General features: G+C 67.6%; 13 protein-coding genes. 4 read left to right on the forward strand and 9 right to left on the reverse strand.

The window, feature by feature from the left end:
* Window positions 1-51: 51 nt before the first annotated feature.
* The 4 genes from murU to N5J73_RS14595 form a co-directional block, all read right to left on the reverse strand.
* Window positions 52-762 (reverse strand): N-acetylmuramate alpha-1-phosphate uridylyltransferase MurU, encoded by a 711-nt coding sequence (murU, locus tag N5J73_RS14580; protein ID WP_049447552.1) that lies wholly within the window; start codon window positions 760-762, stop codon window positions 52-54.
* The gene (locus N5J73_RS14585) at window positions 759-1,784 is read right to left on the reverse strand and encodes a phosphotransferase (RefSeq protein WP_099590129.1); all 1,026 of its coding nucleotides are present in this window, start codon (window positions 1,782-1,784) and stop codon (window positions 759-761) included. Before N5J73_RS14585 ends, murU begins: the two co-directional genes overlap by 4 nt.
* A 63-nt stretch (window positions 1,785-1,847) precedes the next feature.
* Window positions 1,848-2,117 carry a GlsB/YeaQ/YmgE family stress response membrane protein gene (locus N5J73_RS14590; protein WP_049434469.1) on the reverse strand — a complete coding sequence of 90 codons (270 nt, stop codon included), beginning with the start codon at window positions 2,115-2,117 and terminating at the stop codon, window positions 1,848-1,850.
* Between the two features lie 70 nt (window positions 2,118-2,187).
* Window positions 2,188-3,681 (reverse strand): M20 family metallopeptidase, encoded by a 1,494-nt coding sequence (locus N5J73_RS14595; RefSeq protein WP_049447554.1) that lies wholly within the window; start codon window positions 3,679-3,681, stop codon window positions 2,188-2,190.
* 199 nt (window positions 3,682-3,880) lie between these two features.
* Between N5J73_RS14595 and N5J73_RS14600 the strand changes: the two genes are divergently transcribed.
* The 4 genes from N5J73_RS14600 (at window position 3,881) to N5J73_RS14615 (ending at window position 7,031) form a co-directional block, all read left to right on the forward strand.
* Complete coding sequence (locus N5J73_RS14600) at window positions 3,881-4,207, forward strand: helix-hairpin-helix domain-containing protein (RefSeq protein ID WP_012510302.1); 327 nt, start codon at window positions 3,881-3,883, stop codon at window positions 4,205-4,207.
* A 352-nt stretch (window positions 4,208-4,559) separates the two neighbouring features.
* Window positions 4,560-5,645, forward strand: coding sequence for a L,D-transpeptidase (locus tag N5J73_RS14605; protein WP_049447550.1), 1,086 nt, complete (start codon window positions 4,560-4,562; stop codon window positions 5,643-5,645).
* 17 nt (window positions 5,646-5,662) lie between these two features.
* Window positions 5,663-6,388, forward strand: a complete 726-nt coding sequence (locus N5J73_RS14610; protein WP_010483599.1) for a murein L,D-transpeptidase catalytic domain family protein — start codon at window positions 5,663-5,665, stop codon at window positions 6,386-6,388.
* Between the two features lie 34 nt (window positions 6,389-6,422).
* On the forward strand, window positions 6,423-7,031 hold the full coding sequence (locus N5J73_RS14615) for a HutD family protein (RefSeq protein WP_049447549.1): 609 nt from the start codon (window positions 6,423-6,425) through the stop codon (window positions 7,029-7,031).
* Between the two features lie 46 nt (window positions 7,032-7,077).
* Here N5J73_RS14615 and N5J73_RS14620 read toward each other — a convergent pair whose 3' ends face one another.
* The 5 genes from N5J73_RS14620 to N5J73_RS14640 all read right to left on the reverse strand — a co-directional run bounded on the left by N5J73_RS14620 (window position 7,078) and on the right by N5J73_RS14640 (window position 11,773).
* Window positions 7,078-8,688 (reverse strand): sulfite reductase subunit alpha, encoded by a 1,611-nt coding sequence (locus N5J73_RS14620; RefSeq protein ID WP_279941124.1) that lies wholly within the window; start codon window positions 8,686-8,688, stop codon window positions 7,078-7,080.
* Complete coding sequence (locus N5J73_RS14625; protein ID WP_049447547.1) at window positions 8,685-9,656, reverse strand: FAD:protein FMN transferase; 972 nt, start codon at window positions 9,654-9,656, stop codon at window positions 8,685-8,687. Before N5J73_RS14625 ends, N5J73_RS14620 begins: the two co-directional genes overlap by 4 nt.
* A 54-nt stretch (window positions 9,657-9,710) precedes the next feature.
* A complete protein-coding gene (locus N5J73_RS14630) occupies window positions 9,711-10,514 on the reverse strand; it encodes a DUF4198 domain-containing protein (protein ID WP_049447546.1) in 804 nt (267 codons plus the stop codon).
* A 75-nt stretch (window positions 10,515-10,589) separates the two neighbouring features.
* Window positions 10,590-11,108: a DUF2271 domain-containing protein gene (locus N5J73_RS14635; RefSeq protein ID WP_004147429.1), complete on the reverse strand. Its 519-nt coding sequence runs from the start codon at window positions 11,106-11,108 to the stop codon at window positions 10,590-10,592.
* A 26-nt stretch (window positions 11,109-11,134) separates the two neighbouring features.
* On the reverse strand, window positions 11,135-11,773 hold the full coding sequence (locus N5J73_RS14640) for a PepSY-associated TM helix domain-containing protein (protein WP_005408421.1): 639 nt from the start codon (window positions 11,771-11,773) through the stop codon (window positions 11,135-11,137).
* Window positions 11,774-11,800: the final 27 nt, after the last annotated feature.

Here is an 11,800-nt window from a genome sequence, read left to right on the forward strand (position 1 = left end):
CCGCCCGGCCAAGCAAGGCTTCTGCTCTCAAAACGTCCAGCCACGAGGGGCTCAGCCGTTCGCGGCCAACTCAACATCCAGCGCGCGCAGGCGATCCACGGTGCCGACATCGGTCCAGCGTCCGCGATGGTGCTGCCCCGTCATCAACCCTTGCGACATGAAATGCTTCTGCAGCGGCACCACCGAGAACTTCGGCGGCAGCCGCTCGCTGCCCGGGGCATCGCCGATCACCGTGCGCCAGTCGGCCACGATCGAAGGGCGATACACACCGATGCCGGCATAGGTCAGGCACGGCCCTGCGCGGTCGTGGTGCAGCAGGCCCTGGGCATCCAGGCGGTAGTCACCATTTGGGTGCTGAGCCGGATTGTCGACCAGCACCAGATGGGCCTCGCCCTGCGGCTCGCGTGGCAGCGTGGCGAAATCGAAATCGGTCCAGATGTCGCCGTTCACCACCAGGAATGGGGCGTCGCCCAGCACCGGCAACGCGTTGAGGATGCCGCCGCCGGTTTCCAGCGGGGTCTGCCCTTCATACATGAAATGCAGGCGCAGGCCCCATTGGCTGCCATCACCCAGCGTCGCCGGGAACTGCTCGGCCAGCCATGCGGTGTTGACCACCACCTCGCGCACGCCGAGTGCGGCCAGGCGTTCCAGGTGCCAGACGATCAGCGGCTTGCCGGCCACTTCCAGCAGCGGCTTGGGCGTGTGCAGGGTCAGCGGGCGCATCCGCTCGCCGAGGCCAGCAGCAAAGATCAGTGCCTTCATCGGGCCACGCGCATCGGTGCGGCCAGGTCGGCCAGCGCTGGCTTGATGCGGTGCTCCAGCAGTTGCTGCAGCGGTGCCAGCTCGCGGTAGCGCGGCAGCACTTCATCCAGATAGGTGATGAAGCGCGGCGCGTCGTCGAGGTAATGGCCCTTGTTGTCGCGGTAGCGCAGGCGGCAGAACAGGCCAAGGATCTTCACGTGGCGCTGGATGCCCATCCAGTCGGCATCGCGCAGGAAGGTGGCGCGGTCGGGCACCGGCAGGCCGGCGTCGCGGGCACGCTCGTGGTACTGCGCCAGCCACTCGTCCACACGCTGCAGCGGCCAGCTAAGGAACGCGTCCTTGAACAGGCTCATCGCATCGTAGGCGATCGGGCCGCGCACCAGGTCCTGGAAATCCAGCACTGCGGGACCATTTTCGACCGGCATCAGATTGCGCGGCATGTAGTCGCGGTGGGTCATCAGCTGGGCCTGGCCCAGCGCGTTGTCCATCAAGCGGCGGTGTACCAGCTGCAGCCCCTCGATCTCGCCGCAGTCCAGCTCCAGGTTCAGGTGGCGCTGCAGGAACCATTCGTCGAACAGGCCGGCATCGCGCTGCAGCAGTGCTTCGCCGAACTGGCCGAAGTCGGCCGGCACCGGGATCGCCTGCAGACGCAGCAGCTGTTCGATCGAACGGCCGAACCATTCGTCAGCGTTGCGCTCATCGAGGATCTTCGCCAGGGTCGGGCCGCCGAGATCTTCCAGCAGCAGGAAACCGGCATCCAGATCCTGTGCCAGCAGCGCGGGCACACGCAGGCCGTTGTCGTGCAGCAGGCCGCGCATGCGCAGCCACGGCCGCGGATCTTCCAGTCCCGGCGGGGCATCCATCACGATGTGGCTGCCACCGGTGCTGGTGGTGCGCCAGTAGCTGCGCATGCCGGCATCGACCGAGGCGCGTTCGACCACCGCGCTGGCATCATCGAGCTGGGTACGGGCCCACTGCAGGCGCTGCGCGCTGCGCTGGGGGTCGGAGGCGGGTTCGGTCATGCAGGCATATCCGGGCGCGCCGGGCGCGCCTTCGTCGGGAACAGGAAGGGAAGGGGAGCGGGGTCAGCGGCGGCCGCTGAACAGGCGCAGGACGGCCAGCACGGCCACCGCACCCACTACCGCACCGAGGAAACCGGCCGGCTCACCGGGGGCGTACCAGCCCATGTACTGGCCGAACCAGCCTGCCACCAAGGCGCCAATGATGCCCAGCACGATGGTCAGCAGGCAGCCCATGCGGTTGTTGCCGGGCATGAAGAAACGCCCAAGCAGGCCAACGAAGAAGCCGACCAGGATGATGTAGAGCCAGCTGCTGCTGCCGAACAGACCATTCATGCGCGCGATTTCCACCAAGGGTGGACGCAGCCTAGCAAGGCCAGGCTGCGTCCGTCACGGTGTGCCGTAATCAGCAGCAGCCGTGGTCGCCGTGGCGAGTGCCACTGTCGGCAGCCACCGGCGAACCGCTGGTCTCGCCGCGCAGGCTGGCGGCGTAGTGTTCGCTGATCACCTTGGACACGCAGGCGGTGACCTTCTTGCCCATCGGGATGTGCAGGAACTCGTTCGGGCCGTGCGCATTGGAGTGCGGGCCGAGCACGCCGGTGATCATGAACTGGGCGCCCGGGAATTTCTCGCCGAGCATGCCCATGAACGGGATCGAGCCGCCTTCGCCCATGTACATCGCCGGCTTGCCGAAGAAGGCTTGGCTGGCGTCGTCGATGGCCTGGGTCAGCCATGGCGCCATGGCCGGAGCGTTCCAGCCGGTAGAGGCTTTTTCAAGGTCCAGGGTGACCTGCGCGCCGTTCGGCGGGTCGCGCAGCAGCGCTTCCTTCAGCAGCTCGCCGCAGGTCTTGCCATCGGCGGTCGGCGGCAGGCGCAGCGACAGCTTCACCGAGGTCTGCGGGCGCAGCACGTTGCCAGCTGATTCCAGCGCCGGCATGCCACCGACACCGGTGACCGACAGCGCCGGGCGCCAGGTGCGGTTGAGCACCAGCTCGGTCAGGTCCTCGTTCATCGGGCGCAGGCCGTCGACCATCGGGAACTTCTCGAAGATCTCGGTATCGACCACTTCTGCGGCGCGCTTGGCCTGTTCCTGGCGCTCGGCCGGGATCTCGACGTTCATGCCGTCGATCAGGATGCGGCCGGTCTCCTGGTCCTCGATGCGCGACAGCAGCTGGCGCAGCAGGCGGAAGCTGGATGGGATCACGCCGGAGGCATCGCCGGAATGCACGCCTTCGTTGAGCACCTTCACAGTGAAGTTGCCGCCGGTCAGGCCGCGCAGCGAGGTGGTGCACCACAACTGGTCGTAGTTGGCGCAGCCCGAATCCAGGCAGACCACCAGCGACGGCTTGCCGATGCGGTCGGCCAGGTGGTCGACGTAGGCCGGCAGGTCGTAGCTGCCCGACTCTTCACAGGCTTCGATCAGCACCACGCAGCGGGCGTGCGGCAGGCCCTGGGCCTGCAGCGCCAGCACCGCGGCCAGCGAGCCGAAGATGGCGTAGCCGTCGTCCGCACCGCCGCGGCCATACAGCTTGTCGCCGCGCAGGACCGGGGTCCACGGGCCGAGGTCGTCGTCCCAGCCGGTCATTTCCGGCTGCTTGTCCAGGTGGCCGTAGAGCAGGATGGTGTCGTCGCCGGTTTCGGCGCCGGTAGCCGGAATTTCCAGGAAGATCAGCGGGGTACGGCCTTCCAGGCGCACCACTTCAACCTTCAGGCCGGGCAGCTGCTGGGCCTTGGCCCAGTTCTCCATCAGCGTCACCGCCTGTTCCATGTAGCCGTTCTGCACCCAATTGGCGTCGAACATCGGCGACTTGTTGGGAATGCGGATGTAGTCGACCAACTGCGGGACGATTTCGCTGTCCCACTTGTCATTGACGAATTGGCCGAGCTTGGCGCTGTCCATCTGAAACTCCGGTTGCATGGGCTGATCCAGCCATTCTACGCCTGTGCCACGGGTAGGGTTTTTCCTACAGCACGTCGGGTATTTGGCTGGCTTTTAGAAATCCAGGAAACCGATAGGCTGTGTGCATGTGGTGACGGACACTGTTCCTGCCGACGGGATTGCCGGTCGGGACAGCCAGAATCACAAGGAGATACACGTCGTGCCTTGGAGTGTCGTGTTGAGGGCACTGGTGCTGGTCGTGTGGATCGCTGGGGCGCATGCCGCCGAACCGATCGACATCAACCGCGCCGATGCCCAGGCGCTGCAGCAGGGATTGACGATGGTCGGAGCCGCCAAGGCCGAGGCGATCGTCGAGCACCGGCGCAGACACGGCCCGTTTCATCGCGTCGAGGACCTGACGCAGGTGAAGGGGATAGGGAAAGCAATCGTCGAACGGAACCGACAGCGGATCACCGTAGGCAACAGGTTGTTGCCGGCGGATCCGGTACCCGGATCGGTACCGGTGCGGACCGTACCCAGGCGCTGACAGCAGGAATCGTCGGAACCGGCAGGAGGCTGGTTCACCGGTCACGGACAGGACGGCCGTGACCACCGACCGCCGCAGGATGCGGCACCAATCACCAGGATGGTGGCATCACAGACCTGTGGAAGGGGCTGAGATACAAACAGGACAGACGCGGCCGCGTGCAGGATGCAACGCTTCCCCCACAGCGCAGGATGCGAGGGGGCGGCAGCAGGCCGACAAGGACGTAACGATTGCCCGGTACGACACATGGCTGTGTCGCCGGGCAGTTTCATTTCCGGCGCCTGGTTTTGCCGCGGCCACCACGGGCCGATGGTGTACGGTGGCCGCTCCGCATGGAAAGGACACCCGCTGGATGCTCCCGCACCGCCCCACGACCCTGATGCTCGCCCTTGCACTGGCCCTGCCGCTGCTGGCCCACGCCGCTACGCCGACGTCGGCTGCCAAGCCTGCAGCTGCCGCAGCCAGCACCGCGGAAGTACGCGGACCGACCGACCTCAAGCCGGGCGAATACCTGTGGCATCCGGAAATCTCGCCGACCGGCCCGATCGTGCTGGTGGTCAGCCTCGATGAGCAGCGCGCCTACGTGTACCGCAACGGCATTGCCATCGGCCTGACCACGATCAGCTCGGGCAAGGCCGGGCACGAGACGCCGACCGGTGTATTCACCATCCTGCAGAAGGACAAGGACCACAAGTCCAACCTCTACAACAGCGCGCCGATGCCGTACATGCAGCGGCTGACCTGGGACGGCATCGCCCTGCATGGCGGCAGCCTGCCCGGGCATCCGGCCTCGCACGGCTGCGTGCGCCTGCCGCAGGCCTTCGCGCAGAAGTTGTTCAGTGAAACCCAGCGCGGCGATACGGTGGTCGTGGCAGATGCCAAGAGCTCGCCGATGACCCTGGCCTATCCGTCGGTGCTGGCGCCGGTCAACGCGCGTGGGCAGGCCTTGCCGGAGACCGAGGGCGGCGCGCCGGCGCAGGCGTGGTGGGATGACAGCGCGGCGCCGGCCGGGCAGGTCGGCATCCTGGTCAGCCTGCACGACCAGCGCCTCTACGTGCTGCGCGATGGCGTGATGATCGGCGAGTCGCCGCTGAAGGCCGACGCCCTGCCGGCGTTCCAGGGCACCACGCTGTTCGTGATGGGGCAGGGTTACAGCGACACCCCCAGCCCGCTGGACGTGAACCAGCGCCTGCACCAGTGGACGGCCTATCCGCTGCTGGGCCAGGACCGTGCCCGGGCCACGCCGGACCTGCTGGCCACGCCCTCGTTGCCGATGGCGCTGCCGGCCGATTTCGCCCGCCAGCTGTACCAGGTGCTGGTACCGGGCACGACCCTGCTGGTGACCTCGCTGCCGGCGGTCCGCCCAAGCCCGGCTGAATCCGGAATGCAGCCGGTCTTGGAATCCGAGCCGCAAGGGTCCACCCTCAAGGACAACTGAGTCCCCCTGTTGTGCCCATGACTGCATCCCGCCTGTGCCGGCTGGCCGCGTTCGGCCTGCTGGCGACCTCGGCCAGCGCCCCGGCGCTGGCACAGACGCCCGCCCTTGCCACCAGCGCCGATGATCTGGCTGCCCTGCTGTCGCGCAGTGCGCCCAAGGCTGACCGCCACGTGTTGCAGCTGGCGGCGCACGCCATGCGCTGTGCGTTGCAGCGTCCGGAGCTGGGCATCAATGGTGATCGCCTCAGCGTGATCGACTACTCGCGGCCGTCCACCGAGCCGCGCCTGTGGGTGTTCGACCTGGCCCACCAGCGCCTGCTGTTCGAGGAATGGGTGGCGCATGGCCGCAACAGCGGCGAGAACCGCACCGAGCACTTCTCCAACCGCGATGGCAGTTTCATGTCCAGTCTTGGCGCGTTCACCGCGCAGGAGACCTATATGGGCGGCAACGGTTATTCGCTGCGCCTGGCCGGGCTGGAACCGGGCTTCAACGACCGCGCGCGTGACCGGGCGATCGTCATCCATGGTGCGCCGTACGTGAACCCGGCCACCGCGCAGCTGCAGGGGCGGCTGGGCCGCAGCCTGGGTTGCCCGGCGGTGCGGCTGTCTGTGGCCAAGCCGCTGATCGATGCGTTGCGTGGCGGCACGATGGTGTTTGCCTACTACCCCGACCAGGACTGGCTGAAGCACTCGCAGCTCCTGGCCGGCGGATGCGGTGGCCAGGGCACGCTCGCCACGCGGTGATGCACGACGGCGCGCGGCATGATGCAATGCGCGGATGAACATCGACTCCCTGCTGCACACTCCGAGCCAGGTCATTTCCAGCCTGGACTATCGTCGCGAACGCTGGCGGAATGGACTTGGCTGGACCCGCGAGATCCTGCGCCTTCCTGCGCACGGTGATGACTGGGCGCTGCGCCTGTCGGTGGCCGAGATCGAGCAGGACGCCGCGTTTTCTGCGTTTCCCGGCGTTGAGCGCGAACTGGTGCTGCTGCAGGGCAATGGCGTGCGCCTGCGCTTCGAGGATGGCCGCGTGGCGGAAGTGCTGCCGCCACACGGGCGGGTGCGCTTTGCCGGCGAGGAAACGCTGCACGGCGAACTGGTCGATGGCACCACACATGATTTCAACCTGATGTGGAAGCGCGAGCTGCTGCAGGCCGAACTGCTGCACCGACCGCTGGTGGGCGCGATGTTCTTCTTCTGCGAACCGGGCGTGGCCTGGGCACTGCATCTGCTGGCCGGTCAGGCGGAGTTCGGTGCAGACAGCGGCCTGCCGGCGCTGCAGGCGGGCGATACCGCGTGGTTGGCGGCGGGCGAGCGTCAGCGGCACGCGTTGCAGGGCGGTGGCGAGTTGTTGGCGATACGGGTCTGTGCAGCGGCGGGATGATTCCTGGGCGCCGGTGGGCCCCACGCCATGCGTGGATGCTGCGACCTCAATACACATCGCGCCGGTAACGACCGGCCAGCAGTAGTGTTTCCTTGCCCGCAACACCCAGCACCTGCTCGATCACCGCATCAACCGCCGGGGCCATGCCCTGCAGGCTGCCGCAGACCAGGATCGTCGCGCCTTCATCCACCCACTGCCGCAGCGTTGCTGCTTCGGCCAGCAGCCGGTCCTGCACATAGCGCTGCGCGCCGCCGTCGCGGCTGAACACTGCATCCAACCGCGCCAGCGTCCCGTCGGCCAGCATTGCCTGCAGTTCTTCACCGAAGTGGAAGTCGTGCGCGGCGGTGCGCTCACCGAACAGCAGCCAGGTGCGGTGCGCGCCGCTGCGTACGCGTTCGTGCAGGTGCGCGCGCAGGCCGGCGATTCCGGTGCCGTTGCCGATCAGCAGCAGCGGCACATCGGCGGGCACGCCATGGAAATTGTCGTTGCGGCGTAGGCGCAGTTGTACCGGTTCGCCAATGGCCGCGTGGTCGCACAGCCAGCCGCTGCCGATACCGGGTGTACCATCGGCGCGCAGCTGTCGGCGCAGCAGCAACTCTACTGCGCCGTCGGCCATCACCGAGGCGATCGAGTACTCGCGATGCGGCAGCGGTTGCAGGGTCGCCAGCAATGCGGGCAGATCACCCGGAGGAACCAATGAGGGCAGGTGTGAGCGCGCAACGCGTGCCAGCAACGTCTGCCCGTCATCCAGCGCGATGTCCGCATCGAAGCCTTGTGCGTCCAGCCAGGCGCGCACGGTGTGCGGTGCATGCTGCGGGCCGATTTCGGCGATGTCACCGGCCTGCCACTGCGCATTTGCGTCGGCCGGGGGCTGCAGGCGCAACCAGTACACCGGGCCGCCGGGGCTGCCCGGGTTCAGATGCTCGCGTTGCAGCAGCGTCCACGATTGATAGTCGGCCGGACTCCAGTCGGGCAGTTCGCTGGCGCCACCGCCGAGCTGACCCAGCAACTGCTGCCAATGACGCAGCGCAGCCGGATCGGCGTTGTCGACTTCGATCGCATCGAACAGCGGATGCGCGCCGTGCTGGCGCAGCCACTGGTCAAGCTGGTGGCCGAATCCGCAGAAGTGGCCATAGCTGCGGTCACCCAGTGCGAGCACGCCGTAGTGCAGGTGCTGCAGCGAGGGCGGCGTGGCCATCACCCCGTGCAGGAAGGGCAGGGCATGGTCGGGCGGATCACCTTCGCCGGTGGTGCTGGCGATGAACAGCGCGCGCTGGCTGTCGGCCAGCAATGCGGCGTCGACCTCATGCAGCCCTCGCACGCGCACGCGCACGGGCACGCCGGCACCGCGCAGGGCCTCGGCACTGCGTTCGGCCAGTTCGCGGGCAAAGCCGGTCTGGCTGGACCAGACCAGCAGAATGGGCGCGGTGTCTCCGGTTGCGGCATCGTCGCGCGGGCGCCCCCGCCACCACAGTGCAGCGCAGGCAAGCGCATACAGCACCGTGGCGAACACCGCGATCTGCGACTGCCGCGCAGGCGGCGCGCCCTGCCACCAAGCCTCGCCCAGATGCAGGCGGAGCAGCGCCCAGCCGATCAGCGCCAACAGAAGCAGGACCAGAGTGTTGCCAAGCCACGCACGCGACGAACGAGTGCTCATGCGCTCTGCTCGTCGAGCAGGCGCTGGAAGGCGCTGCTGAGACATTCCCGCGGGCCACCTGCTGCACGCTGCAGGTAGCGCGCGGCCAGTCCTTCGCGTTCGGCCAGTGCCATGCCCTGTTCGCGACCGAGCACGGTCAGTGCGGTAGCCCAGGCATCGGCATGCATGGCGTCGTCGGCCACCACCGTGACCGCCGCTGCAACCTGCCGCACCGGTCTGCCAGAGCGCGGGTCCAGGCTGTGACTGTAAACCTCGCCATCGGCCTGGTACTGGTGCCAGCGATCGCCGGATGTGGCCACGGCCTTGCCATCCAGTGCCAGCACCCGTGGCGGGGTATCGGTGTGCGCATCCTCTTCCGGTGCGGATTCCACCAGCACGCGCCACGGCTGGCCGTCCGGTTTTCTGCCGTAGCCGGCCAGTTCGCCACCCACCTCGATCAGCGCTGCAGCAATGCCTTGTCCACGCAACCAGGCGGCCACCTGATCGACGCCGAAGCCCTTGGCGATCGCAGAGAGATCCAGTTCCAGTCCACCCGGTTGCAGCAGCGCATCGTCCTGCCACTGCAGGCGCTGCCAACCGCAGCGGTCACGCGTGGCCTGCACGGTAGCGGCGTCGGGCTGGCGGCGTTCACCGGCATGTGCACCGAAGCCCCACAGTGCAACCAGCGGACCGATGGTGGGATCGAAGGCGCCGTCACTGGCGGCCGCGATGGCCTGTGCGCAGGCCAGGACGTGGCGGGTTTCGAACGGCAGCGCGCACCATTGCCCAGCGCCGGCGCGGTTGTAGCGACTCAGGTCCGAACCGGGCTCCCAGGTACTCATCTGCGCGACCACCTCGTCCAGCCGCGCCTGGATGCCAGCATGCAGCGGGTGCAGGTCGCGCTGGAGCGGCGCGACCAGCGACACGCTCCAGGTGGTGCCCATGGTGGTGCCACCGAGGCGGGCGATGTCGAGCAGGGGATCGGTCATGGTGGTGTGCTGCAGATGCGATGCCGGGGCTGCCCGGCATCGCGGTCCACGTCATTACTGCGGCAGCACTTCCAGCGTGGCGACGTAGCTCAGGCGGCGCTTGGCGGCCTGCTTCACCGACGTCTTGTTGTCCTCGGTGCCGGTTTCCAGCCAGTACATCCCGGCGTCCGGCCAGGTCACCTTGATCTCGCCCTTGGCATCACTGGTGACCTTCAGCTCGTCCTGTGCGTTGCGGTAGCGGGTGGCACCACGCACGATCTCGAATTCCAGGCCGGCGGTGGGCTTGCCGTCGACCAGCACACGGAAGGTGGCTTCCTCGCCAGCGAACAGATCGTTCGGGTGGCCGACGGCGACCAGCTCGATGCCACGGTTGGTCGGCTTCAGCGCGGTGTCGTTCGGCGCACCGTTGGTGACGAAGGTCTCCACGCGGCCGACCGACTGGCTCACTTCCAGCTTCTTCGCGTCCTTCGGCAGTTCGCCGAAGGTGGCGACGCTGCCGCGCCAGCGCTTGCGCTCGCCGTTCTGCTCGTAGGTGGCGAACAGGCCGTCATTGACCGAGGCGATGCGGTAGGTGCCCGGCTGCTTCAATTCGATGTCGAACACGCTGCGGTACTTGCCGGTCGAAGCATTCTGCGGCTGCACGGTGCTGCCGTCCGGCGCGGTGATCACCAGCGATTCCAGGCGCAGCGGCACGTGGTTGAAGTAGAACAGATCGTTGGAGACCGCACCGTCGACGGTGATCCACGGCGCGTTGCCGGCGATCACGGTCTGCGAGGGCAGCAGCCAGGCCTTGTGGGCCAGGGCGGAGAAGGGAAGGGCAGCGGCCAGGGCGGCGGCGAGGACGAGCGTGCGCTTCATGCGGAAGACTCCAGTGGATGCGGGGTGATGCGACGAGGAGGAGGGAATTACGACTTAATCCCCTCCGTCCCCTTTTCAGGGTTTGACGGCGAGGGTGACCTGGCCCAGTTCGGTGGCGCCCTGCGCCTTGCCGTTCTGCGCGGCGGTGGCCGGCCAGGTGAAGGGGATCTTCAGCAGTTCACGGCCGCCGACTTCGCGCACCGCTTCCACCACCAGGGTGTAGTTGCCCGGGGCCAGCTGCTTCAGTGCCGGCTGCTTGTCGTTGAACGACAGCGCGTGCTTGCCGGCCGGGCGGGTCGGGCCGGTCACGCCGTCCACCGGCACCTGCAGGGTGCGGCCGCTCTTGCGCCACCACTGGCGCAGGTCGGGCAACCACTTGGTACCGTGGCCTTCGCTGTTGCTGGTCTGCTGGTACCAGACCGAGAGGTTGGCCGCGACCTTCTGGTCGGCGCCTTCCAGCCACACGGCCACATACGGGCGGTGGTATTCGGCCACGTTGAGCTTGGGCACTTCGACGTTGATGTCGAGGGTGGTGGCATAGGCCGGCGAGGTGGCCAGCAGGCCGCTGAGGGCGATGGTCAGGGTGACGCGCATGGGGCGGCTCCGGAAACGGGGAAAAGTCAGTGGATCAGCAACAGGGCGATCAGCAGCGGGATCATCAGGCCGAGGCCGACCAGCGGCCAGGTCATGCGCCGCTGCCGCGCATGCAGGTGCAGCAGGAACAGGCCGGTGATGCAGAAGACCAGGCAGGCCACGGCGAACAGGTCCAGGAACCAGCCCCACGCCGGGCCCGCGTTGCGGCCCTTGTGCAGGTCGTTGAGGTAGGACACCGCGCCGCGCGAGGTCGATTCGTATTCCACCGCGCCGGTCTCGCGATCGATGCTCAGCCAGGCGTCGCCGCCGGGGCGCGGCAGCGACAGGTAGATCTCTTCGGGCGACCACTCGGCCGGTCGCCCGCCGATGGCGATGCCCAGCTGCGTGTCCAGCCATTGCCGGGCAGGGCGCGGAATCGGTGCGTTGCCGTCTTCGCGCGTGCCGAGCTGTCCAAGCAGCGCGGCCGGCAGTTCAAGATGCTGGTTCTGCACCTCGGGCTTGGCCTCGATCTTCGCGGCATGGTTGAGGGTCAGGCCGGTCACCGCGAACAGCAGCATGCCGATCAGGCACACCGCCGAGCTGATCCAGTGCCACTGGTGCAGCGTCCGCAGCCAGAAGCCACGGTTCTGTTGCTGCTGCACGGTGGAAGAGGCAGGACGGCTCACGGCACGGTTCGAGGCGGACGGGGACTG

Origin of the sequence: Stenotrophomonas sp. GD03654 (genome assembly GCF_029845105.1) — a bacterium.
Classification (GTDB): domain Bacteria; phylum Pseudomonadota; class Gammaproteobacteria; order Xanthomonadales; family Xanthomonadaceae; genus Stenotrophomonas; species Stenotrophomonas africana.

Excerpts from the sequence above, each read along its gene's own strand:
- murU (WP_049447552.1), bottom strand. The coding sequence starts at position 762 with ATGAAGGCACTGATCTTTGCTGCTGGCCTCGGCGAGCGGATGCGCCCG.
- N5J73_RS14585 (WP_099590129.1), bottom strand. The coding sequence starts at position 1,784 with ATGACCGAACCCGCCTCCGACCCCCAGCGCAGCGCGCAGCGCCTGCAG.
- N5J73_RS14590 (WP_049434469.1), bottom strand. The coding sequence starts at position 2,117 with ATGAATGGTCTGTTCGGCAGCAGCAGCTGGCTCTACATCATCCTGGTC.
- N5J73_RS14595 (WP_049447554.1), bottom strand. The coding sequence starts at position 3,681 with ATGGACAGCGCCAAGCTCGGCCAATTCGTCAATGACAAGTGGGACAGC.
- N5J73_RS14605 (WP_049447550.1), top strand. The coding sequence starts at position 4,560 with ATGCTCCCGCACCGCCCCACGACCCTGATGCTCGCCCTTGCACTGGCC.
- N5J73_RS14610 (WP_010483599.1), top strand. The coding sequence starts at position 5,663 with ATGACTGCATCCCGCCTGTGCCGGCTGGCCGCGTTCGGCCTGCTGGCG.
- N5J73_RS14615 (WP_049447549.1), top strand. The coding sequence starts at position 6,423 with ATGAACATCGACTCCCTGCTGCACACTCCGAGCCAGGTCATTTCCAGC.
- N5J73_RS14620 (WP_279941124.1), bottom strand. The coding sequence starts at position 8,688 with ATGAGCACTCGTTCGTCGCGTGCGTGGCTTGGCAACACTCTGGTCCTG.
- N5J73_RS14625 (WP_049447547.1), bottom strand. The coding sequence starts at position 9,656 with ATGACCGATCCCCTGCTCGACATCGCCCGCCTCGGTGGCACCACCATG.
- N5J73_RS14630 (WP_049447546.1), bottom strand. The coding sequence starts at position 10,514 with ATGAAGCGCACGCTCGTCCTCGCCGCCGCCCTGGCCGCTGCCCTTCCC.
- N5J73_RS14635 (WP_004147429.1), bottom strand. The coding sequence starts at position 11,108 with ATGCGCGTCACCCTGACCATCGCCCTCAGCGGCCTGCTGGCCACCTCG.